The following is a 23711-nucleotide window of genomic DNA, read 5'->3' on the forward strand; positions in this document are numbered from 1 at the left end:
CGCGCCGGCGGGCCGGCCCGGCCGTCCGCCACCAACGAAGCCTCCTATCAGCATGCTGCCAGCACAAAAACAGACCCTCGAAGCCCTGCTCGCGGATAGCGTTCAGCAGGTCGCACACGCGCTGAAAGGCGCCGACGCGGCAAACGCCGGCGTCGCGTTCGTCGCCCCCGCGATCACGCTCGAGCGACCGAAGGTTGCCGCGCACGGCGACGTCGCATGCAACGTCGCGATGCAGCTCGCGAAGCCGCTCGGCACGAATCCGCGCCAGCTCGCCGAGAAAATCGTCGCGGCGCTCACCGCGCAGCCGGGCGCGCAAGGCCTCGTCGAGAGCGCCGAGATCGCCGGTCCCGGCTTCATCAACCTGCGGCTCAGCGCCGCGGCCAAGCAGGCCGTGATCGGCGCGGTGCTCGAGCAGGGCCGCGCGTTCGGCACGTCGGATCGCGAAAAGGGCAAGCGCGTGCTGCTCGAATTCGTGTCGGCGAACCCGACCGGCCCGCTGCACGTCGGCCACGGCCGTCAGGCAGCGCTCGGCGATGCGCTCGCGAACGTGATCGCGAGCCAGGGCTATGCGGTGCACCGCGAGTTCTACTACAACGACGCGGGCGCGCAGATCGGCAACCTCGCGATCTCGACGCAGGCGCGTGCGCGCGGGCTGAAGCCCGGCGACGCCGGCTGGCCGGAAGCCGCCTACAACGGCGAATACATCGCCGACATCGCGCGCGACTACATGAACGGCGAGACGGTCGCCGCGAAGGACGGCGAGCCCGTGAAGGGCGCCGGCGACGTCGACGATCTCGACGCGATCCGCAAGTTTGCGGTCGCGTATCTGCGCCGCGAGCAGGACATGGATCTGCAGGCGTTCGGCGTGAAGTTCGACCAGTACTATCTCGAATCGTCGCTGTACAGCGAGGGCCGCGTCGAGAAGACGGTCGACGCGCTGATCAAGGCCGGCATGACCTACGAGCAGGACGGCGCGCTGTGGCTGCGCACGACCGACGAAGGCGACGACAAGGACCGCGTGATGCGCAAGTCCGACGGCACGTATACGTACTTCGTGCCGGACGTCGCGTATCACGTGACGAAGTGGGAGCGCGGCTTCACGAAGGTCATCAACATCCAGGGCTCCGACCACCACGGCACGATCGCGCGCGTGCGCGCCGGCCTGCAGGGGCTGCACATCGGCATCCCGAAGGGCTACCCCGACTACGTGCTGCACAAGATGGTCACCGTGATGCGCGACGGCCAGGAAGTGAAGATCTCGAAGCGCGCGGGCAGCTACGTGACGGTGCGCGACCTGATCGAATGGTCGGGCGGCGCGGCGCCGGGCCAGGAGGCGGCGCCCGATCTGATCGACGAAGCGACCATCACGCGCGGCCGCGACGCGGTGCGCTTCTTCCTGATCTCGCGCAAGGCCGATACCGAGTTCGTGTTCGACATCGATCTCGCGCTGAAACAGAACGACGAAAACCCGGTCTACTACGTGCAGTACGCGCATGCGCGGATCTGCTCGGTGCTCAACGAGTGGAAGTCGCGCTACAACGGCGAGCTCGCGCAACTGCCGCAGGCGGACCTGTCGCAGCTCACGAGCCCGCAGGCCGCGTCGCTGATGCAGAAGCTCGCCGAGTATCCGGACATGCTCACGCACGCGGCGAACGAGCTCGCGCCGCATGCGGTCGCGTTCTACCTGCGCGATCTCGCTGGCGAATTCCACTCGTTCTACAATGCGGAGCGCGTGCTGGTCGACGACGAAGCGCCGCGCAACGCGCGCGCCGCGCTGCTCGCGGCCACGCGGCAGGTGCTCGAGAACGGGCTGGCGATGCTCGGCGTGTCCGCGCCCGCCAAGATGTAAGCGGCCCGACGCGGCCGGCGAACGGCCGCGGCAGCGCCCGCGGCGCGCACGCGCCGCATGCGTGCCTCCGGCAGGCACGCGTGCGCAGGTGTGCGTGCCGCGACCTTTTCACGATTCTTTTTGCAGGTGACTCAAGCAATGGCACAACCACGCCGCACGTCGAAGCAATCGAAACAAGCCGGAGGAACATTTCTGGGCATCGTGCTGGGCCTGATCGTCGGCCTCGCGATCGCCGTGGTGGTGGCGCTCTATATCACGCGTTCGCCGTCGCCGTTCGTGTCGAAGGTCGCGCCGCCGCCCGCCGACAACGGCGCGAGCCAGGCGCAGCCGTTCGATCCGAACCGCGCGCTGCAAGGCAAGACGCCGGGCCAGCCGGTCCCGCAAGCCGCGCAGCCGGCGCCGCCGAACACCGCGCCGGGTCAGGCCGCGAACCAGACGCAAGGCGGGCTGCTGCCCGAGCCGCAGATCGTCGAAGTGCCGCCGTCGGGCAACACCGGCAGCACCGGGTCGAGCGGCACGACGGCGTCGAACAACGGGTCGAACAACGGTGTCGCGGTCCCGCCGAAGACCGCCGACAATCCGCCGCCGAAGAAGCCGCAGCCGCCCGCGGCCGACGACGACCTCGGACGTTTCGCCGCACAAAAGCAGGCGCAGCAGCAGGCCGCCGCGCAGAAGCAACAGCAGCAGCAACAGCAGGCGGCGAACACGGCGAAGCCGACGTCGCCGACCTCGTCGACCTCGTCGACCACCGCTGCGGCGAAGCCGCCGACCGCGAACGATGCGAACACGGGCTACTTCCTGCAGGTCGGCGCTTACAAGACCGAAAGCGACGCCGAGCAGCAGCGTGCGCGTCTCGGCTTCCAGGGCTTCGAATCGAAGGTGTCGAAGCGCGACGTGAGCGGCGTCACGTATTTCCGCGTGCGTGTCGGCCCGTTCTCGAAGTTCGAGGATATGAACTCGGCCCGTCAGCGCCTGTCCGACGCTGGTGTCGACACGGCAGTGATCCGTTTCACGAAGCAGTAAGCATCCGGCCGCGCCCACGCAGAACCCGTTACGTTTCGTAACCCGAACAACCGATTCGACGTACACAACATGAAAAAACTGCTTAGCACGCTTCTTCTGTCCCTGGGCCTCGCGGCCGGCTTCGCGCAGGCGTCGCCGGCGGCGCCCGTCGCCGGCAAGGACTTCGAGGTGATGAAGTCGCCGCAGCCGGTGTCCGCGCCGGCCGGCAAGGTCGAAGTGATCGAGTTCTTCTGGTACGGCTGCCCGCACTGCTACGAGTTCGAGCCGACGATCGAAGCGTGGGTGAAGAAGCAAGGCGGCAACATCGAGTTCAAGCGCGTGCCGGTCGCGTTCCGCGACGATTTCGTGCCGCACTCGCGGCTCTATTACGCGGTGTCCGCGCTCGGCATCGCCGAGAAGGTCACGCCGGCGATCTTCAACGCGATCCACAAGCAGAAGAACTATCTGCTGACGCCGCAGGCACAGGCCGACTTCCTCGCGACGCAGGGCGTCGACAAGAAGCAGTTCATGGATGCGTACAACTCGTTCAGCGTGCAAGGCCAGGTCAAGCAGTCGGCCGAGCTGCTGAAGAACTACGCGATCGACGGCGTGCCGACGATCGTCGTCCAGGGCAAGTACAAGACGGGCCCCGCCTACACGAACAGCATCCCGGGTACCGCGCAGGTGCTCGACTTCCTCGTGAAGCAGGTTCAGGACAAGAAGCTCTGATCCCCGCCCGCGCGCCGGCATGACTACTCCGCTGAAGGTCTTCATCACCGGCGCGTCGAGCGGCCTCGGCCTCGCGATGGCCGAGGAATACGCCCGCCAGGGCGCCGTCCTCGCCCTCGTCGCGCGACGCACCGACGCACTCGATGCGTTCGCGCGACGCTTTCCGAAACTCTCCGTTTCCGTCTACCGCGCCGACGTGCGCGATGCCGACGCGCTCGCCGCCGCGGCCGCGTCGTTCATCGCCGCGCACGGCTGCCCGGACGTCGTGATCGCGAACGCCGGCATCAGCCAGGGCGCGGTGACGGGCCAGGGCGATCTCGCCGCGTTCCGCGACGTGATGGACATCAACTACTACGGCATGGTCGCGACGTTCGAGCCGTTCGTCGGTCCGATGACGGCCGCGCGCCACGGCACGCTGGTCGGCGTCGCGAGCGTTGCCGGCGTGCGCGGGCTGCCCGGCTCCGGTGCGTACAGCGCGTCGAAATCGGCGGCGATCAAGTATCTCGAGGCACTACGCGTGGAACTGCGCCGGGCCGGTGTCGCGGTCGTGACGATCGCGCCCGGCTACATCCGCACGCCAATGACCGAGCACAACCCTTACCCGATGCCGTTCCTGATGGACGCCGACCGGTTCGCCGCCCAGGCGGCCCGCGCGATCGCGCGCAAGCACGCGTTCCGCGTGATTCCGTGGCAGATGGGCGTCGTCGCGAAGGTGCTGCACGTGCTGCCGCGCTGGCTGTACGACCGTCTGTTCGAAAAGGCGCCGCGCAAGCCGAGAGCCCGCGCGCACTGACTTTCCCCGCCGCTCGGCGTGCGCGCCGTCGACCAACGCGCGTCGAACGCGGGCGTGCAATGGCGGTGTTGCCCTCTCACGCTTGCGCTCCTCCTGCCGAATCGCATCTCGTCGCACTGCCGTGTGATCGCTTTTCCGCTGTTCGCAACGGCCCTGCACCGCCGCTACTCGCTCCGCTGTCCGCACCGCTACCCACCGCTCTTTCGCCGCCCCGGCAGCCGTTCCGGCGCCAACGCAGCCGTATTCCCGCCAATTCGCCGCGTTCGGTCGCCTTTTTTCACGCCGCGCGCGCTTTGACGGTATGCTATCCGGCAGCCGCGCCGGCCCGCCGCCGTGATCGCGCGCCGGCCATTCGTCATCCGCAGAACGCACAAGTCACGAGGGAGATTCCATGCAGGTCAAGCTGTTCGCCGCGGCCGCCGTCGCCGCCGCACTCGCCGCCCCCGGCCTCGTCGCGGCCAAGCCGCTCACCGTCTGCACCGAGTCGAGCCCGGACGGCTTCGACGTCGTCCAGTACAACTCGCTCGTCACGACGAATGCGTCGGCCGACGTGATCTTCAACACGCTCGTGTCGTACGACGAAGCCGCGAAGAAGGTCGCGCCGGCGCTCGCCGACAAGTGGGAAGCGAGCGCGGACGGCCTCACGTACACGTTCCATCTGCGTCCGAACGTTGCGTTCCAGACGACCGACTACTTCAAGCCGAGCCGCCCGCTCAACGCCGACGATGTCGTGTTCACATTCAGCCGGATGCTCGACGACGCGAATCCGTGGCACAAGGTCGCCGGCGCGAGCGGCTTCCCGCACGCGCAGTCGATGGGGCTCGCGAAGCTCGTGAAGTCGGTCTCGAAGGTCGACGATCTCACGGTGAAGTTCGTGCTGAACGAACCGAACGCGACCTTCGTGCCGATCCTGACGATGGGCTTCGCGTCGATCTACTCGGCCGAATACGCGGACCAGCTGCTGAAGGCCGGCAAGCAGGTCGACCTGAACGCGAAGCCGATCGGCACCGGCCCGTTCGTGCTGAAGAGCTACACGAAGGACGCGCTGATCCGCTACGACGTGAATCCGTCGTACTGGGGCGCAAAGCCGAAGGTCGACCGGCTGATTTACGCGATCACGCCCGATCCGTCGGTTCGCCTGCAGAAGCTGAAGGCCGGCGAATGCCAGATCGCGCTGTCGCCGAAGCCGCAGGACGTGCTTGCCGCGAAGGGCGAAAGCGCGCTGAAGGTCGTGCAGACGCCCGCGTTCATGACGGCGTTCGTCGCGCTGAACACGCAGAAGAAGCCGCTCGACAACGCGAAGGTGCGCGAAGCGCTGAACCTCGCGTTCGATCGCGCGACCTACCTGAAGGTCGTGTTCGACAACACCGCGACGGCCGCCAACAACCCGTATCCGCCGAACACGTGGAGCTACGCGAAGGACGTCGCGCCGTATCCGTACGATCCGGCGAAGGCGAAGCAGCTGCTCGCGCAGGCCGGCTTCCCGAACGGCTTCTCGACGACGATCTGGACGCGTCCGACCGGCAGCGTGCTGAACCCGAACCCGAAGGCGGGCGCCGAGCTGCTGCAGGCCGACCTCGCGAAGATCGGCGTGAAGGCCGACGTGAAGGTCATCGAATGGGGCGAACTGATCAAGCAGGCGAAGCTCGGCCAGCATGACATGCTGTTCATGGGCTGGGCCGGCGACAACGGCGATCCGGACAACTATCTGACGCCGCTGTTCAGCTGCAACGCGGTGAAGTCGGGCATCAACTTCGCGCGCTTCTGCGATGCGCAGCTCGACAAGCTGATCGCCGAGGGCAAGGCGACGGCCGATCAGGGCAAGCGCACGAAACTGTACGAATCCGCGCAGAAGATCATTCACGACCAGGCGCTGTGGATTCCCCTCGGCTATCCGACCGCCGCCGCCCTCACGCGCGCGAACGTCAGCGGCTATCGCGTGAGTCCGTTCGGACGGCAGAACTTCGCGACGGTCGCGGTGCAGTAACGCCGCGGCACGCGCGGGCAGCGGCTCGCGCCGCTGCGGCGCGATGCAGCCCGTGCACGCGTGAGGCGAGAAGCGCGCTCGCTCAGCGCGCGATGCGGAACCGCAGCACGCCGTCGTCGCCCTGCTCGCGTACGAGTTCGCCGGCCAGCCACAGCAGGTTCAGATGGGCGATCGCTTCGCCGAGCGCGAACGTCATCTGATGGATATCGAGCTCGCGGCGGCGGAACATGATCGGCACGATGTCGGCCGCGCTCATCGGCCGTTCCGCGCACGCGACGCGCACTTCGTCGAGCCGCGCGTCGTGATGCGCGCGCAGCTGCGCGATGCGCGTGCGCACGCCGCGAAACGGCTTGCCGTGCGACGGCAGCACGAGCGTGTCGGGCGCCATCGTCTCGTAGCGGCCGAGCGACTGCAGATAGAGCGCGAGCGGGTTCGCTTCCGGCTCCAGATCGAACACCGACACGTTCGTCGAGATCCGCGGCAGCACCATGTCGCCCGAAATCAGCACGCCGTCCGCTTCACTGTGCAGCGCGCAATGTTCAGGCGAATGGCCGTAGCCGGTCACGACGCGCCACGTGCGCGTGCCGATCGTCACGGCGTCGCCGTCGCGCAGGCGCCGGTAGCGCGGCGGCACGGCCGGCACGAGGTCCGAGTAATAGCTGCGGCGGTTGCGCAGCTTGTCGAGCGACGCGGCGTCCGTCAGCCCGTGGCGCGCGAAATGGTCGGCCGCAGCCGCGCCGCCTGCGTTCGATCCGTTGCCGGCCGCCATCAGGCAGCCGAACATGTATTCGCCGAGCGTCATCCATAGCCGCACGTTCCAGCGCCGCTTGTCGCCGCCTTCGCAGAGCCAGTTCGCGAGACCGAAGTGATCGGGATGGCAGTGCGTGACGATCACGCGCAGCACCGGCAGGCCGTCGAGGTGCGCGTCGAAGATCTGTTCCCAATGCGTGCGGATCGCGTCCGATGCGATCCCGCAGTCGACCACGGTCCAGCCGGCCTGCCCGTCGATCTCGTCACGCAGCAGCCACAGGTTGATGTGATCGAGCGAAAACGGCAGCGGCATGCGTAGCCAGCGTACGCCGGGCGCGACCTCGAACGTGTCGCCCGCAGCGGGCAGCGTGTCGGCGAACGGATAGTCGAGTTGGTGTTCCAGTGCGTTCATCGGTGGGGCGTCTCGTCGTTATGTCGGTGCGAAGCGCGGACGGCCAAGCCGCCGCGGGCGTTGCGTCGATTCTATCGCTGCGGCGCAAAACCCGTAGCGGGCGCGGCGCCGACGCACGAAAAAAGTTCGTGCCGGAATCGGCTCAGTAGCGGCATCATTGCGCGAAGATGCTCCGAACGGCGCCGAACGGCCGCCAACATGCCGATTCGCGCACGCGGGCGTGCCGCGCCGGGTGTCATGGAAACGGCGACTTGGGCGCTAAAATGGCGCCTGGAGCGAACAGTCCCCCGCCCCTTTTGAGCGAGCCTGCACGCAATGAATCACTTCCCCAAACTGCTGTCGTCGCAGATCGGCTTCGACGTCGCACAGTCGATGCTCGAGTACTTCGACCGCCACTACCGGATCTTCCGCGAAGCGGCCGTCGAAGCGAAGGCGCTGTTCGAGCGCGCCGACTGGCATGGGCTGCAGCGGCTCGCGCGCGAGCGGATCACCTCGTACGACGAGCGCGTGCAGGAGTGCGTCGAGGTGCTGCAGGACGAATACGACGCGGAGAGCATCGACGACGAAGTCTGGCAGCAGATCAAGCTCCATTACATCGGTCTGCTGACGTCGCACCGCCAGCCCGAGTGCGCGGAAACCTTCTTCAATTCGGTGTGCTGCAAGATCCTGCACCGGTCGTATTTCAACAACGACTTCATCTTCGTGCGCCCGGCGATCTCGACCGAATACCTCGAGAACGACGAGCCGGCCGCGAAGCCGACGTATCGCGCGTACTATCCGGGCACCGACGGGCTGGCGGTCACGCTCGAACGGATCGTCACGAACTTCCAGCTCGAGCCGCCGTTCGAGGATCTCGCGCGCGACATCGCGTGCGTGATGCAGGCGATCCACGACGAATTCGGCCGCTTCGACGAAGCGCCGAATTTCCAGATCCACGTGCTGTCGTCGCTGTTCTTCCGCAACAAGAGCGCGTACATCGTCGGCCGCATCATCAACGCCGATCGCGTGCTGCCGTTCGCGGTGCCGATCCGCCACGTGCGGCCCGGACTGCTCGCGCTCGACACCGTGCTGCTGCGCCGCGACCTGCTGCAGATCATCTTCAGCTTCTCGCACTCGTACTTCCTCGTCGACATGGACGTGCCGTCCGCGTACGTCGATTTCCTCTGCACGATCATGCCCGGCAAGCCGAAGGCCGAGATCTACACGTCGGTCGGGCTGCAGAAGCAGGGCAAGAACCTGTTCTACCGCGACCTGCTGCATCACCTGTCGCATTCGAGCGACCGCTTCATCGTCGCGCCGGGGATCAAGGGCCTCGTGATGCTCGTGTTCACGCTGCCGTCGTTCCCGTACGTGTTCAAGATCATCAAGGATCACTTCCCGCCGCCGAAGGAAACGACACGCCGGCAGATCATGGAGAAGTATCTGCTCGTGAAGCGCCACGACCGGCTCGGACGCATGGCCGACACGCTCGAATATTCGAGCGTCGCGCTGCCGCTCGCGCGGCTCGATCACGCGCTGGTGCGCGAACTCGAGAAGGAAGTCCCGTCGCTGCTCGAGTACGAGGGCGACAATCTCGTGATCAAGCATCTGTACATCGAGCGCCGGATGACGCCGCTGAACCTCTATTTGCAGAACGGCACCGACGCGGAAGTCGAGCACGGCGTGAAGGAATACGGCAACGCGGTGAAGGAGTTGATGAAGGCCAACATCTTCCCCGGCGACATGCTGTACAAGAATTTCGGCGTCACGCGCCACGGCCGCGTCGTGTTCTACGACTACGACGAGATCGAGTACCTGACCGACTGCAACGTGCGCCGCGTGCCGCCGCCGCGCAACGAAGAAGACGAGCTGTCCGGCGAACCGTGGTATACCGTCGGCCCGCACGATATCTTTCCCGAGACTTACGGTCCGTTCCTGCTCGGCGATCCGCGCGTGCGCGCCGCGTTCCTCAAGCATCACGCCGACTTCTTCGATCCGGCGCTGTGGCAGGCGAGCAAGGACAAGCTGCTGCAGGGCGAACTGCCCGATTTCTTTCCGTACGATGCGTCGCTGCGCTTCTGCGTACGCTATCCGGAGCGCTTCGGCGCGACGGCCGAGCGTGCGCCGGCGCGTGGCGCGCAGCGTGCGGCCTGATGTGTTTCACCCGAACCGATATCGAACGATTCACGATGACGGACACCACCACGATGAATACCCAAGATCACCCGCTCTCCCACCTGTTCGACAACAACGACGCCTGGGTCAAGCGCCAACTCGCCGACGATCCGCAGTTCTTCGCGCGCCTCGCCGATCAGCAGGCGCCGGAGTACCTGTGGATCGGCTGTTCCGACTCGCGCGTGCCGGCGAACCAGATCATCGGCCTGCCGCCGGGCGAAGTGTTCGTCCACCGCAACATCGCGAACGTCGTCGTCCACACCGACCTGAACTGCCTGTCGGTGATCCAGTTCGCGGTCGACATCCTGCGCGTGAAGCACATCATGGTGGTCGGCCACTACGGCTGCTCGGGCGTGAACGCGGCCCTGCACAACCGCCGCGTCGGCCTCGCCGACAACTGGCTGCACCACGTGCAGGACGTGCGCGAGCGCCACGCGGCGCTGCTCGACGAATGGCCGGTCGGCGAAGCGCGCTATCGCCGCCTGATCGAGCTGAACGCGATCGAGCAGGTCGTCAACGTCTGCCGCACGACGATCGTCAACGACGCATGGGCGCGCGGCCAGTCGCTGACCGTGCATGCACTCGTGTACGGCGTGCACGACGGCCGGATGCGCAACCTCGGGATGGCCGTGTCGAACTTCGATTCGCTCGAGGAGACGTATCGGCGCTGCGTCGCGTCGCTGACCGCGCGCGGCGAACACGCGCCGGACAACGACATCATCGCGGCCGACGCCGCGCGGCTCGATGCGGTCGCGCAGTCGGTCGCCGATACGCTGAAGCACGGCGACGGCAACTGCTGAGCGCCGAACGCGTGCGTCGCGACGCACCCATCGCGTCGCGCGCCGCGATCGTCCCGCGACGCGCCGGCATCGCACCGTAAAAGGAGCGGCGAACATGAAAACCGTACTGATCGTCGGCGCATCGCGCGGCCTCGGCCGCGAGTTCGTCCGGCAATACCGGCGCGACGGCTGGAACGTGATCGCGACCGCGCGCGACGACGCGTCGCTCGCAGCGCTGCGCGCGCTCGGCGCGCACGCGCATGCGCTCGACATCACGCAGCCCGAGCAGATCGCCGCGCTCGGCTGGCAGCTCGACGGCGAACGGCTCGATGTGGCCGTCGTCGTATCGGGCATCTACGGGCCGCGCACCGAAGGCGTCGAGACGATCGCCTCCGACGATTTCGATACGGTCATGCATACGAACGTGCGCGGGCCGATGCAATTGCTGCCGATCCTGCTGCCGCTCGTCGAGGACGCGCGCGGCGTACTCGCCGTCGTGTCGAGCCGGATGGGCAGCATCTCGGAGGCGACCGGCACGACCGGCTGGCTCTATCGCGCGAGCAAGGCCGCACTGAACGACGTGCTGCGCATCGCGTCGCTGCAGACGCGCCATGCCGCCTGCATTTCGCTGCACCCGGGCTGGGTGCGCACCGACATGGGCGGCGCGCAGGCCGCAATCGATCCGGCGACGAGCGTGACGGGCATGCGCCGCGTCATTGCCGAGGCCGGCGCCGACGTCTCGCAGTCGAACGGCCGATTCTTCCAGTACGACGGCGTAGAGCTGAGCTGGTGATCGCCATTCACAACGCTTCGTCGTTAATTCCTGTTACGCATGATTCCGAACCGACCTGATGCCTGCCCGTGCGGCGGCGCGTCCCCCGCGACGGGCGGCAAAGCCACGCCGCCGCGCTATGCGGACTGCTGCGGCCGCTTCATCGACGGCGGCGCGCCCGCGCCGAGCGCACTCGAGTTGATGCGTTCGCGGTATACCGCCTACGTGCTCGGCGCCGTCGACTACCTGCGCGCGACCTGGGACGCGCGCACTTGCCCGCCGGATCTCGACATCGACCCCGACGCGCCCGACGCGCCGCGCTGGCTCGGGCTCGCGATCAAACGCCACGCGACGCTCGACGAAACGCATGCCGAGGTCGAATTCGTGGCCCGCTACAAGGTGGGCGGCCGCGCGTACCGGCTGCACGAGACGAGCCGCTTCACGCGCGACGAACACGGTTTCTGGCGCTATGTCGACGGCGATGTAAGCGAGCGCTGACAAATACTTGCTGTGTCAGACGCCGGGTAATTCCTGCATTGCACAACCTGAATTTGTCGGGCTAGGATGGCCTTCGATCGGGTCTGTTGCATGGCAGGGCTTACGAATGGCGTTCAGCAAGGTAGTGGTGGGATGGATGGCGGCGTGCGCGCTGTCGGCCGCTCAGGCCGGTACGCTGCCGAACGCAAATGCCGATGCGGGCGCGGCCGGCAAGTCGCTCGCCCATGCCGAGCGCTTCGATTACGGCGACTCGGGCCTGCCGCAGGTCGCGGCCGATCTCAACGAGCGCATTCTGCGCATCCCGGCCGACGCGTCGGGCACCGTCACGCTCGAAGCGACGCTGTTCAAGCCGGACGGCCCCGGCCCGTTCCCGCTCGTCGTCTTCAATCACGGCAAGAACACCGGCGATCTCCATCAGCAGCCGCGCAGCCGCCCGCTCGCGTTCGCGCGCGAATTCGTGCGCCGCGGCTATGCGGTGATCGCGCCGAACCGCCAGGGTTTTGCGGGCTCCGGCGGCACCTATCGGCAGGAAGGCTGCAACGTCGAGAAAAACGGCCTCGCGCAGGCCGCCGACGTCGCCGCGACGATCCGCTACATGTCGCAGCAGTCGTACGTCGACGCATCGCGCATCGTCGTCGCGGGCACGTCGCACGGCGGCCTCGTGTCGGTCGCGTACGGCACCGAAGCGGCGCCCGGTGTGCGCGGCATCATCAACTTCTCCGGCGGGCTGCGCCAGGATCTCTGCGACGGCTGGCAGAAGAATCTCGTCGACGCGTTCGACCAGTACGGCGCCCACACGGCCGTGCGCTCGCTCTGGCTGTACGGCGACAACGATTCGGTATGGACGCCCGCGCTCGTGTCGCAAATGCACGATGCATACGTGGCGCACGGTACGCAGGCGCAGTTCATCGATTTCGGCCGCTACAAGGACGATGCGCACCGGCTGATCATCGATCGCGACGGCGTGCCCGTCTGGTGGCCCGCCGTGCACGCGTTCCTCGCCGAACTGAATCTGCCGACCGCCGTCCGCTATGCGGTCGCGAGCCCGCACGAGCCGAAGGCGACCGGCTACGCGTCGATCGACGCCGTCGACGCGGTGCCCTATGTCGACGAAGCGGGCCGCGAAGGCTATCGCCGCTTTTTGAACCAGCATCCGAGCCGCGCGTTCGCGGTATCGTCCGAAGGCGCATGGTCGTGGGCCGAAGGCGGCGACGATCCGATGGCGCTCGCGCTCGACAACTGCGCCAAGCAGGGCGCCGGCCCGTGCCGGCTGTATGCGGTGAACGATCGCGTCGTATGGAACGCGAACACGCAGACGGCCGACAACGACGATACCGGCGCGCACGGCGCCGATACGCGCGCGCTCGCGTCGCGCTGACGCGCGCTTTCTTTTCCGCTTCCCTTTCGTTTCGTTTTCGACGGCGCGCGCCGGCGTACGCGGTACGTGGCGCGCCGTGCTGCGCCGCGCGCGTGTCCGGCGTCGTCACCTTCGCCGTCGTCGTCTTCGATCGCACACCGTCGCTCGACGCACACTCGCGATACAAGCCGCGCGCCGCGCCTCGATCACCGCTTTCTCCATCGTTCCCCTTATTCCGCACGCCGCGGCACCGCGCCGCCCACGATTTTTTTCTGTCGGGGGGTGTCACTCGAACGTCGTCATCTGCGGCCATTTCGGGCGATCTCGAGCGTACCGTCGCGAGCGGTCCCGATCTGCGCCGAACTCCCGTCCCACAAGGCTTTGCGGCGTTTGTAACCGCTAGTGCAAGGGGCCGCGGAACACGCTAATCTCTGCGCGTTTTCGTGTCGTGCGCGCCGTCGGCCGCACGATGGCTGTCCCCGTGTGCGCGCCGCGTCCGACGATGCCGCGCGCCGCCGTTTTACCCCCGGAGTCGCCTTGAGTACGTCAGCCCCCGACGACTGGGTCGCGCGCAGCCTGCGCGCGGTCTGGCATCCCTGCACCCAGATGAAGCACCACGAGCGCCTGCCGCTCGTTCCCGTCGCGCGCGGCGCGGGCGTATGGCTGTACGACCGCGACGGGCGCCGCTACTTCGATGCGATCAGCTCGTGGTGGGTCAATCTGTTCGGCCATGCGAATCCCGACATCAACGCCGCACTGAAGGACCAGCTCGATACGCTCGAACACGCGATGCTCGCCGGCTGCACGCACGAGCCCGCGATCGAGCTCGCCGAGCGACTGCATGCGCTGACTGCGAACACGCTCGGCCATGCGTTCTTCGCATCGGACGGCGCGTCGGCCGTCGAGATCGCGCTGAAGATGAGCTTTCACGCGTGGCGCAACCGCGGCCGCGCCGATAAGCGCGAATTCGCGTGCGTCGCGAACGGCTACCACGGCGAAACGATCGGCGCGCTCGGCGTGACCGACGTCGCGCTGTTCAAGGACGCGTACGATCCGCTGATCCGCCACGCGCACGTCGTCGCGTCGCCCGACGCGCGCGGCGCGCTGCCGGGCGAAACGGCCGCCGACGTTGCGGGCCGCGCGCTTGCCGACGTGCGCCGCCTGTTCATCGAACGCGGCGAGCGAATCGCCGCGCTGATCGTCGAGCCGCTCGTGCAGTGCGCGGCCGGGATGGCGATGCACGATCCGTCGTACGTACGCGGGCTGCGCGCGCTCTGCGACGAATTCGACGTGCATCTGATCGCCGACGAAATCGCGGTTGGCTGCGGCCGCACCGGCACGTTCTTCGCGTGCGAGCAGGCCGGCGTGTGGCCCGACTTCCTGTGCCTGTCGAAAGGCATCAGCGGCGGCTATCTGCCGCTATCGCTCGTGCTGACGCGCGACGACGTGTTCGCCGCGTTCTACGACGACGACACGACGCGCGGCTTCCTGCACTCGCACTCGTACACCGGCAATCCGCTCGCATGCCGCGCGGCGGTCGCGACGCTCGACCTGTTTGCGCGCGACGACGTGCTCGCGAGCAACGCGCGCAAGTCGGCCGCGCTGCGCGCCGCGCTCGCGCCGCTCACCGCCCATCCGGAGGTGCGCCACCTGCGCGAGCGCGGCACGCTGTTCGCGTTCGACGTCGCGCTCGACGGCGACGCGGCGCGCGGCTTCTCGCGGCGCTTCTTCGAGCGCGCACTCGAGCACGAACTGCTGCTGCGGCCGATCGGCACGACCGTCTACCTGATGCCGCCGTACGTGTTGAGCGACGACGACATCGCCTGGCTCGCGCAGCGCACGCGCGATACGCTCGAGGCCACGCTCGCGGAGAGTGCACGATGAACCTGCTCGATACGCTGCAGCGCGGCCTCGCCGATCTCGATGCGCAAGGGCTGCGCCGCGTGCGTCGCACGGCCGACAGCGCCTGCGACGCGCACATGATCGTGAACGGCCGCGAGATCGTCGGGTTTGCGAGCAACGACTACCTCGGCCTCGCCGCGCATCCGGCGCTCGTCGCTGCGTTCGCCGAAGGCGCGCAGCGCTACGGCTCCGGCAGCGGCGGCTCGCATCTGCTCGGCGGTCACTCGCGCGCGCACGCGAAGCTCGAGGACGAACTCGCGGGCTTCGCGGGCGGCTTCTCCGACGCGCCGCGCGCGCTGTACTTCAGCACCGGCTACATGGCGAACCTCGCGGCGGTCACCGCGCTCGCCGGCAAGGACGCGACGATCTTCTCCGACGCGCTGAACCACGCGTCGCTGATCGACGGCACGCGGCTGTCGCGCGCCACCGTGCAGGTCTATCCGCATGCCGATACGGCCGCGCTCGGCGCGTTGCTCGAGGCGTGCACGTCGCAGACGAAGCTGATCGTCACCGATACGGTGTTCAGCATGGACGGCGACATCGCGCCGCTCGCCGAGCTCCTCGCGCTTGCCGAACGCCACGGCGCATGGCTCGTCGTCGACGACGCGCACGGCTTCGGCGTGCTCGGCCCGCAAGGCCGCGGCGCGCTCGCGGCGGCCGCGCTGCGTTCGCCGCATCTCGTCTATGTCGGCACGCTCGGCAAGGCGGCCGGCGTCGCGGGCGCATTCGTCGTCGCGCACGAGACGGTGATCGAGTGGCTGATCCAGCGCGCGCGCAGCTACATCTTCACGACGGCCGCACCGCCGGCCGTCGCGCATGCGGTGTCGGCGAGCCTGAAGGTGATCGCCGGCGACGAAGGCGACGCGCGGCGCGCGCACCTCGCCGCACTGATCGAACGCACGCGCGCCCTGCTGCGCCGCACGCGCTGGCAGCCGGTCGACTCGCACACGGCCGTGCAGCCGCTCGTCATCGGCAGCAACGATGCGACGCTCGCCGCGATGCGCGCGCTCGACGCGCACGGCCTGTGGGTGCCCGCGATCCGGCCGCCCACGGTGCCGGCCGGCACCTCGCGGCTGCGCATCTCGTTGTCGGCCGCGCATTCGTTCGACGATCTCGCGCGGCTCGAAACCGCGCTGCTGCGTGCAAGCGAGGAGGCCGCATGAGCACACCGCTTTCGCTGTTCGTCACGGGCACCGACACCGAGATCGGCAAGACTTTCGTGTCGGCCGCGCTGCTGCACGGCTTCGCGCGGCACGGGCTACGCGCGGCCGCGATGAAGCCGGTCGCGGCCGGCGCCTATGAGCGCGACGGCGTGTGGCGCAACGAAGACGCCGACCAGCTCGATGCGGCCGCGAGCGTCGTGCTGCCGCCCGAGTTGCGCACGCCGTTCCTGCTGAAGGCGCCCGCCGCACCGCACATCGTCGCCGCGCACGAGCACGTGACGCTCGACATCGACACGATCGTCGCATGCCATCGCGACGCGCTGACGCGTGCGGACATCGTCGTCGTCGAAGGCGTCGGCGGCTTTCGCGTGCCGCTGAACGACACGCAGGACACCGCCGATCTCGCAGTCGCGCTCGGCCTGCCGGTCGTGCTCGTGGTCGGCATGCGGCTCGGCTGCATCAGCCATGCGCTGCTGACGGCCGACGCGATCGCGGCGCGCGGGCTCACGCTTGCCGGCTGGGTCGCGAACCACGTCGATCCGGCGATGACTTACGCGGACGAGAACGTCGCGACGATTCGCGACTGGCTCGCGCGCGAGCATCGCGCACCGCTGCTCGGCCGCATCGCCCACATGGCGCCGGCCGACCCCGAATCCGCCGCGGCGACGCTCGACATCGCCGCGCTCGTCGACACGCTGCGCGCCGCGCAGCGTTGACTCCCCGATCTCACCCCTCCAGTCAGGACAGGAAAACGAAATGACCCAAGCCCAGACCGCCGCCGCGCAACCCGACGCGATTCCCGTGGCAGCGCCGTCGCCGCAGCGCTGGCGCGTCGCCGACGTCGTCGCGCTGTTCGAGCTGCCGTTCAACGATCTGATCTTCCGTGCGCAGCAGGTGCATCGCGAGCACTTCGACGCGAACGCCGTGCAGCTGTCGACGCTGCTGTCGATCAAGACCGGCGGCTGCGAGGAAGACTGCGGCTATTGCTCGCAGTCCGCGCATCACGACACGGGCCTGAAGGCCGAGAAGCTGATGGACGTCGACGCGGTGCTCGACGCCGCGCGCGCCGCGAAGGCGAACGGCGCGAGCCGCTTCTGCATGGGCGCCGCATGGCGCAACCCGAAGGAGCGCCACATGCCTGCGCTGACCGAGATGGTGCGCGGCGTGAAGGCGCTCGGCCTCGAGACCTGCATGACGCTCGGGATGCTCGAGGACGAGCAGGCGAAGCAGCTCGCCGACGCGGGCCTCGACTACTACAACCACAACCTCGACACGTCGCCGGAGTTCTACGGGCAGGTGATCTCGACGCGCACGTACCAGGACCGCCTCGACACGCTCGACCGCGTGCGCGACGCGGGGATCAACGTGTGCTGCGGCGGCATCATCGGGATGGGCGAATCGCGCCGCGAACGCGCGGGGCTGATCTCGCAGCTCGCGAACCTGAATCCGTATCCGGAATCGGTGCCGATCAACAATCTGGTCGCGATCGAAGGCACGCCGCTCGCCGGCACCGCGCCGCTCGATCCGTTCGAATTCGTGCGCACGATCGCGGTGGCGCGCATCACGATGCCGAAGGCGGTCGTGCGACTGTCGGCCGGCCGCGAACAGCTCGACGACGGGCTGCAGGCGCTGTGCTTCCTCGCCGGCGCGAACTCGATGTTCTACGGCGACCAGCTGCTCACGACGAGCAACCCGCAGACGCAGAAAGATCGCGCGCTGTTCGAGCGTCTCGGGATTCGTGCGAGCGAGGCCGATGCGATGTCGGCCGACGCGTAAGCGCGCCGCGCACCGCGGGTTCGCCCGCCCGATGAAAAAGCCGGGATGCGTCCCGGCTTTTTCGTTGCCGTACGGTTCGCATACCTGCACGGCACGGCGGCACTCACGCGCCGCCGCCGATCGTCCTCGGCTCCATGAAGGTGTGCCGGAAATAATCGCGCACCGCATGCATCGCGGGGCTCAGCTCGATGTTCTTGCGCCATGCGAGGCCGACGCTCATCGGCGGTACCGGGTCGCGCAGCAGGATCGTCTCGATGCGCCGCCCTTCCAGCGACCACGGCCGATATACCATGTCGGACAGCACGGCGACGCCGGTGCCGTTCGCGACCATGCTGCGCACGGCCTCGACCGACGACGTGCGCAGGATCACATTCGGCCGATACGGTGTCTCGTTCCAGTAGCGCATCGCCGTCTGCCCGGCCTCGTCGACCGTCAGCATCACGAACGGTTCGCGCGCAACCTCGGCGAACGTGACGCTCTCGCGCCTGAGCAGCGGATGGTGCGCGCCGACCCACAGCCGGCGCACCGAATGGATCACCGGCTCGAGTACGAGCTCGGGGTTCGACACGTTCGAGGTGAGCAGCACGGCCATGTCGTAGCGGCCCGCGATCAGCCCTTCCTCGATCGACTCGCGGTTCAGCTCGTGCAGATGGATCGTCAACCGCGGATAGAGCGTGTTCAGGCGCAGCACGTGATGCGGGAGGAAGTAGCCGAGCACCGTGTAGCTCGCGGCGATCGCGAGCGTGCCCGTCAGCGTGCTCTCGAGGTTCGGGATCCGCATCGCCTCGTCGACCGACGAGAGGATCGCGTACGCGTGATTCAGGAAGCGCCGCCCCGTATCGGTCAGCGTGACGCCTGCCGACGTGCGCAGGAACAGCTGCGTGCCGAGGCTGTCCTCCAGTTCCTTGATGGCGCTCGTCACCGCGGACTGCGAGATCGTCAGCTGGATCGCGGCCTGCGAGATCTGACCGAGCTCGGCGGTCGCGACGAAGTACTTGAGCTGTCTGAGGGTCAGGGCCATGGTCGACGGAAAACTGATGGAGCGCGATAAACATCATATCAACCGTGCCGCGACGCAGAAGCGGGCCCCGTGAAAACCCTGCCGCGCCCGCTGCGGCGGCCCTCACGGCGCATTTTCGGCGATATCGAAAAAATCGATACACCGGCATATAAAAATAGAACTATTTTGACTCGCTGCGCGCGGCTAACCTCGGGTCACACGGTTTCGACAGGCGTACCGACGCCGGCGAACCGGAGAACCTGGAGGAACACACCGTATGAGGAAGCACAGCGTCGACCTGAATTCCGACATGGGCGAAGGCTTCGGCCCGTGGACGATCGGCGACGGCGTCGACGAGCAGATCATGCCGCTGATCAGCTCGGCGAACATCGCCACCGGCTTTCATGCCGGCGACCCGAACATCATGGCGCGCACGGTGCAGCTCGCGCGCGACGCCGGCGTCGGCATCGGCGCGCACCCCGGCTTTCGCGACCTGGTCGGCTTCGGTCGCCGCACGATCGCCGAATCGCCGCAGGCGCTCGTCAACGACATCGTGTATCAGCTCGGCGCGCTGCGCGAGTTCGCGCGGCTGAACGGCGTGAGCCTGCAGCACGTGAAGCCGCACGGTGCGCTGTACATGCACGCGGCCGCCAGCGAGACGTTCTCGCGGCTGCTGATCGAAACGCTGCAGCGCATCGATCCGGGCCTGTTGCTGTACTGCATGGAAGCGTCGGCCACGTACCGCGTCGCCGCCGAATACGGCCAGCCGGTGGTGCGCGAGTTCTATGCGGACCGCGACTACGACCGCAGCGGCTCGATCGTCTTTACGCGCCGCGTCGGCCGGCTCGATGCGCGCCAGGTCGCCGACAAGGTGCTGCGCGCCTGCGTCGACGGCAAGGTGCGCACGGTCGATGGCGACGACATCGACATCGATTTCGATTCGGTCTGCATCCACAGCGATACGCCAGGCGCACTCGCGCTCGTGCGCGAGACGCGCGACGCGCTGACCCGCGAAGGCATCCGCACCGCCGGCCCGCGGCCGCTTGCCGCCCAACACTGATTCAAGGAGACACAGAGATGGCATTGCACGACATCGTCAGCCCGCTGCCGGGCACCTTCTACCGGCGCCCGTCGCCCGATGCGGACTACTACGTCGCGCTCGATGCGACGGTGGCCGCCGGCGCGGTCGTCGGCCTCGTCGAAGTGATGAAGCAGTTCACCGAGATCGAGTCCGAGGTGCCGGGGCGCGTCGTCGAGCTGCTCGTCGAAGACGGCGAGCCCGTCGACGCGGGGCAGGTGCTGATGCGGATCGAGGGGTGACGCGATGAATCGGGCAATTTCCTGCGACGCGTTCTATCGCCCGTCGCGCATCCGCACCGTGCTGGTCGCGAACCGCGGCGAAATCGCGGTGCGCGTGATTCGCGCCGCGCACGAGCTCGGGATGCGCGCGGTCGCCGTGGTCAGCGATGCGGACCGCGACAGCCTCGCCGCGCGCATGGCCGACGAAGCGATCCACATCGGCTCCTCGCACGCGGCGAAGAGCTACCTGAATCCGGCCGCGATCCTCGACGCCGCACGGCAATGCGGCGCGGATGCGATCCATCCGGGCTACGGCTTCCTCTCCGAGAACGCCGCATTCGCCGCGCAGGTCGAAGCGGCCGGCCTCGTCTTCGTCGGCCCGGACGCGCAGGTGATCGCGACGATGGGCGACAAGGCGCGTGCACGCGACACCGCGCGGCGCGCGAACGTGCCGACGGTGCCCGGCAGCGACGGCGTCGTGCAGTCGCTCGACGCCGCGCGCGAGGTGGCCGCGCGCATCGGCTATCCGGTCATGATCAAGGCGGCCGCCGGCGGCGGCGGGCGCGGCATTCGCGTCGCGCACGATGCGGCGCAACTCGAGGCCGAGCTGCCGCTCGCGCAGCGCGAGGCGCAGGCCGCGTTCGGCGACGGCGGCGTCTATCTGGAGCGCTTCATTGCGCGCGCGCGGCACATCGAAGTGCAGGTGCTCGGCGACGGGCGCGACGTCGTCCATCTGTTCGAACGCGAATGCTCGTTGCAGCGCCGCCGCCAGAAGATTCTCGAGGAAGCGCCGTCGCCCTCGCTGACGCCGGCGCTGCGCGCCGAGCTGTGCGCATCGGCGACGCGTCTCGCGCGCGAAGTCGGCTATCGCAGTGCGGGCACGCTCGAATACCTGTTCGACGACACGCGCGGCGAGTTCTACTTCATCGAGATGAACACGCGCATCCAGGTCGAGCATCCGGTGACCGAAGCGATCACCGGCATCGACCTCGTACGCGAAACGCTGCGCATCGCCGACGGCGAACCGCTGCGTTTCGCGCAGCAGGACATCGCGATGCGCGGCGCGGCGCTCGAATGCCGGATCAATGCGGAAGACCCGCTGCAGGACTTCCGCCCGAATCCCGGCCGAATCGATGCGCTCGTGTGGCCGACCGGCCCTGGCGTGCGTGTCGACTCGCTGCTCTATCCGGGCTGCGTCGTGCCGCCGTTCTACGACTCGCTGCTCGCAAAGCTGATCGTGCACGACGAGAGCCGGGCAGCGGCGCTGCAGCGTCTGTCGCGCGCGCTCGGCGAACTGCAGGTCGGCGGCATGAAGACCACCGCGCCGCTGCACGCCGCGCTGCTCGCAGACGCCGACGTCCGCGCCGGCCGCTATCACACGAATTTCCTCGAGGCGTGGATGCCGCGATGGCGTGCGGCGCTCGACGCGGCGGCCGCCGCCGCGAGCCGGTCCGAATCCGAATCCGCAAACCTCAACGTAAACGCAGACGCGACACGCGTCGGGGAGGCGCTGTGACGACCCGCTATACGTTCGGCGGCGATGAGTTCGTGTTCGTCGAGATCAGCGAAGCGATGTCGCTCGACGCCTTCTTCAAGGGCACCGCGATCACGCGCGAGCTGCAGCGCCGCGCGGTGCCCGGCATCACCGAGATCTGCCCGGCCAACGCGTCCTACCAGGTGCGCTACGACCCGGACACGATCGCGCCCGACGCGCTCGTCGCGCTGCTGAAGTCGATCGAAGCCGACGTCGGCGAAGCGTCGCTCGACCTCGACACGCGCATCGTCGAGGTGCCGGTGCTCTACAACGATCCGTGGACGCACGAGACGATGATGCGGTTCCGCGAGCGTCATCAGGATCCGTCGTCGACCGATCTCGAATACGCGGCGCGCATCAACGGCAAGCGCGACGTCGACGAATTCATCGCCGCGCACTCGGGCGCGCCGTGGTTCGTGTCGATGGTCGGCTTCGTCGCGGGCCTGCCGTTCATGTACCAGATGGTCGAACGCGAACGCCAGCTCGAAGTGCCGAAATACCTGCGGCCGCGCACCGACACGCCGAAGCTGACGGTCGGCCATGGCGGCTGCTTCGGCTGCATCTACTCGGTGCGCGGCGCGGGCGGCTACCAGATGTTCGGCGTGACGCCGGCGCCGATCTTCGACCCCGAACAGCGGCTCGACTATCTGCGCGACTTCATGGTGTTCTTCCGCCCCGGCGACATCGTGAAGTTCCAGCCGATCGATCGCGCCGCGTACGACGCGGCCGTCGCGGCCGTCGAAGCGGGCACGTTCTCGCTGCGCGTGCGCCCCGTGAAATTCTCGCTCGACGCATTCCGGCGCGATCCCGATGCATACAACCGTTCTCTCGTCGAGGTGCTGCATGCAAGCTGACGCGCACAAGCTGATCGAGGTCGTGAAGCCCGGCCTCGCGACCTCGGTCCAGGATATGGGCCGGCAAGGCTACTACCACGTCGGCATTCCGCCGTCGGGCTCGCTCGACCAGTACGCATCGCGCGCGGCGAACCTGCTGGTCGGCAATCCCGAGCAGGCGGCCGTGCTCGAATGCACGCTGCTCGGCCCGGAGCTGCTGTTCCACACCGACGCGCTGATCGCCGTGACCGGCGCGGAAATGACGCCGAAAATCGACGGCGTCGGCCAGCGCTGCAACGTGGCGCTGCGCATCCGCGCGGGCAGCGTGCTGTCGTTCAACTACGTGAAGGGTGGCGCGCGTGCGTATCTCGCCGTCGCGGGCGGCATCGACGTGCCGGTCGTGCTCGGCAGCCGCTCGACGTATGCGCTCGGCGCGATCGGCGGCCACGCGGGCCGGCGTCTGCAGAAAGGCGACCGGCTGCCGGTCGGCGCAGCGCGCGAGCCGGGCCGCGAAGGCCGCGAGCTGCCGTCCGCCGTGTGCCGGCCGCTCGACAGCCAGGTCGAGCTGCGCGTGCTGACCGGCCTCTACCACTACCGTCTCAGCGACGAATCGGCGCATACGTTCTTCGACGACGAATGGACCGTCGCGCCCGAGGCGGACCGCATCGGCTATCGCTACAAGAACGGCCGCCCGCTGCAGTTCCGGCCGCGCGAGCAGCCGTTCGGCGCGGGCGCCGATCCGTCGAACATCGTCGACGCGTGCTATCCGATCGGCTCGATCCAGGTGCCGGCAGGGCTCGAGCCGATCATCCTGCATCGCGACGCGGTGTCTGGTGGCGGCTACGCGACGATCGGCACCGTGATCAGCGCCGACATGGACCTGATCGGCCAGATGCAGCCCAACCATCGCGCGCGCTTCGTGCGCGTGACGATGGCCGACGCGCTCGCCGCGCGCCGCGAGTACCAGCGACGCCTCGCGCTGCTGCGCGCCATGCTGCAGGACTGAACGCAGGACGCCCGGCCGCCGTACCGGGCCCCGCGCCGCGGCACGGCCGCCTGCGCGGTTCATTTTCCGACTACGTATTCCGTTTCCCGCCCGCGCGACCGCGCGGCGCGCGGCGG

Annotated in this window: 21 protein-coding genes; 19 read left to right on the plus strand and 2 right to left on the minus strand. The window is 68.1% G+C overall.

Going from position 1 to position 23711, the window contains the following annotated elements:
- Positions 1 to 52: 52 nt before the first annotated feature.
- The 5 genes from argS to NP80_RS27555 all read left to right on the plus strand — a co-directional run bounded on the left by argS (position 53) and on the right by NP80_RS27555 (position 6360).
- Positions 53 to 1849 (plus strand): arginine--tRNA ligase, encoded by a 1797-nt coding sequence (argS, locus tag NP80_RS27535; protein ID WP_006407094.1) that lies wholly within the window; start codon positions 53 to 55, stop codon positions 1847 to 1849.
- 138 nt (positions 1850 to 1987) lie between these two features.
- The gene (locus NP80_RS27540; RefSeq protein WP_035488825.1) at positions 1988 to 2872 is read left to right on the plus strand and encodes an SPOR domain-containing protein; all 885 of its coding nucleotides are present in this window, start codon (positions 1988 to 1990) and stop codon (positions 2870 to 2872) included.
- Between the two features lie 69 nt (positions 2873 to 2941).
- Complete coding sequence (locus tag NP80_RS27545) at positions 2942 to 3580, plus strand: thiol:disulfide interchange protein DsbA/DsbL (RefSeq protein ID WP_006398112.1); 639 nt, start codon at positions 2942 to 2944, stop codon at positions 3578 to 3580.
- Positions 3581 to 3599: 19 nt separating this feature from the next.
- Positions 3600 to 4373 (plus strand): SDR family oxidoreductase, encoded by a 774-nt coding sequence (locus NP80_RS27550; protein ID WP_006410867.1) that lies wholly within the window; start codon positions 3600 to 3602, stop codon positions 4371 to 4373.
- Positions 4374 to 4764: 391 nt separating this feature from the next.
- Positions 4765 to 6360, plus strand: coding sequence for an ABC transporter substrate-binding protein (locus NP80_RS27555; protein WP_006407097.1), 1596 nt, complete (start codon positions 4765 to 4767; stop codon positions 6358 to 6360).
- An 82-nt stretch (positions 6361 to 6442) separates the two neighbouring features.
- Here NP80_RS27555 and NP80_RS27560 read toward each other — a convergent pair whose 3' ends face one another.
- Entirely contained in the window at positions 6443 to 7522 is a 1080-nt protein-coding gene (locus tag NP80_RS27560) for an MBL fold metallo-hydrolase (protein ID WP_006410863.1), read from the minus strand.
- Between the two features lie 315 nt (positions 7523 to 7837).
- On the opposite strand from NP80_RS27560, the gene aceK reads away from it, so the two are divergent.
- From aceK to bioB, 9 genes are all read left to right on the plus strand, one after another.
- Complete coding sequence (gene aceK / locus NP80_RS27565; protein WP_006407100.1) at positions 7838 to 9655, plus strand: bifunctional isocitrate dehydrogenase kinase/phosphatase; 1818 nt, start codon at positions 7838 to 7840, stop codon at positions 9653 to 9655.
- Between the two features lie 53 nt (positions 9656 to 9708).
- A complete protein-coding gene (gene can / locus NP80_RS27570) occupies positions 9709 to 10476 on the plus strand; it encodes a carbonate dehydratase (RefSeq protein ID WP_035488935.1) in 768 nt (255 codons plus the stop codon).
- A gap of 94 nt (positions 10477 to 10570) precedes the next feature.
- Positions 10571 to 11248 carry an SDR family oxidoreductase gene (locus NP80_RS27575; RefSeq protein WP_006407101.1) on the plus strand — a complete coding sequence of 226 codons (678 nt, stop codon included), beginning with the start codon at positions 10571 to 10573 and terminating at the stop codon, positions 11246 to 11248.
- Positions 11249 to 11287: 39 nt separating this feature from the next.
- Positions 11288 to 11725, plus strand: coding sequence for a YchJ family protein (locus NP80_RS27580; protein WP_006407102.1), 438 nt, complete (start codon positions 11288 to 11290; stop codon positions 11723 to 11725).
- A 106-nt stretch (positions 11726 to 11831) separates the two neighbouring features.
- Positions 11832 to 13103, plus strand: coding sequence for a dienelactone hydrolase family protein (locus NP80_RS27585; protein WP_006407103.1), 1272 nt, complete (start codon positions 11832 to 11834; stop codon positions 13101 to 13103).
- 516 nt (positions 13104 to 13619) lie between these two features.
- Positions 13620 to 14966: an adenosylmethionine--8-amino-7-oxononanoate transaminase gene (gene bioA / locus NP80_RS27590; protein WP_035488823.1), complete on the plus strand. Its 1347-nt coding sequence runs from the start codon at positions 13620 to 13622 to the stop codon at positions 14964 to 14966.
- Positions 14963 to 16147, plus strand: coding sequence for an 8-amino-7-oxononanoate synthase (bioF, locus tag NP80_RS27595; protein ID WP_006407106.1), 1185 nt, complete (start codon positions 14963 to 14965; stop codon positions 16145 to 16147). Before bioA ends, bioF begins: the two co-directional genes overlap by 4 nt.
- Positions 16144 to 16863: a dethiobiotin synthase gene (bioD, locus tag NP80_RS27600; RefSeq protein ID WP_006398099.1), complete on the plus strand. Its 720-nt coding sequence runs from the start codon at positions 16144 to 16146 to the stop codon at positions 16861 to 16863. Before bioF ends, bioD begins: the two co-directional genes overlap by 4 nt.
- 40 nt (positions 16864 to 16903) lie before the next feature.
- A complete protein-coding gene (bioB, locus tag NP80_RS27605; RefSeq protein WP_006407107.1) occupies positions 16904 to 17923 on the plus strand; it encodes a biotin synthase BioB in 1020 nt (339 codons plus the stop codon).
- Between the two features lie 103 nt (positions 17924 to 18026).
- Here the strand turns inward: bioB and NP80_RS27610 are convergent, their stop codons facing one another.
- Positions 18027 to 18944 carry a LysR family transcriptional regulator gene (locus NP80_RS27610; protein ID WP_006407108.1) on the minus strand — a complete coding sequence of 306 codons (918 nt, stop codon included), beginning with the start codon at positions 18942 to 18944 and terminating at the stop codon, positions 18027 to 18029.
- Between the two features lie 256 nt (positions 18945 to 19200).
- On the opposite strand from NP80_RS27610, the gene NP80_RS27615 reads away from it, so the two are divergent.
- The 5 genes from NP80_RS27615 to NP80_RS27635 are packed head-to-tail and all read left to right on the plus strand — an operon-like array spanning position 19201 to position 23595.
- Complete coding sequence (locus NP80_RS27615; RefSeq protein WP_006407109.1) at positions 19201 to 19983, plus strand: 5-oxoprolinase subunit PxpA; 783 nt, start codon at positions 19201 to 19203, stop codon at positions 19981 to 19983.
- Positions 19984 to 20000: 17 nt separating this feature from the next.
- Entirely contained in the window at positions 20001 to 20243 is a 243-nt protein-coding gene (locus tag NP80_RS27620; RefSeq protein ID WP_006407110.1) for an acetyl-CoA carboxylase, read from the plus strand.
- A 4-nt stretch (positions 20244 to 20247) separates the two neighbouring features.
- Complete coding sequence (locus NP80_RS27625) at positions 20248 to 21738, plus strand: acetyl-CoA carboxylase biotin carboxylase subunit (RefSeq protein WP_006407111.1); 1491 nt, start codon at positions 20248 to 20250, stop codon at positions 21736 to 21738.
- Positions 21735 to 22610: a 5-oxoprolinase subunit B family protein gene (locus NP80_RS27630; RefSeq protein ID WP_006407112.1), complete on the plus strand. Its 876-nt coding sequence runs from the start codon at positions 21735 to 21737 to the stop codon at positions 22608 to 22610. Before NP80_RS27625 ends, NP80_RS27630 begins: the two co-directional genes overlap by 4 nt.
- On the plus strand, positions 22600 to 23595 hold the full coding sequence (locus tag NP80_RS27635; RefSeq protein ID WP_006407113.1) for a 5-oxoprolinase subunit C family protein: 996 nt from the start codon (positions 22600 to 22602) through the stop codon (positions 23593 to 23595). Before NP80_RS27630 ends, NP80_RS27635 begins: the two co-directional genes overlap by 11 nt.
- Positions 23596 to 23711: the final 116 nt, after the last annotated feature.

Source organism: Burkholderia multivorans ATCC BAA-247 (genome assembly GCF_000959525.1).
In the GTDB taxonomy this organism is placed as follows: domain Bacteria; phylum Pseudomonadota; class Gammaproteobacteria; order Burkholderiales; family Burkholderiaceae; genus Burkholderia; species Burkholderia multivorans.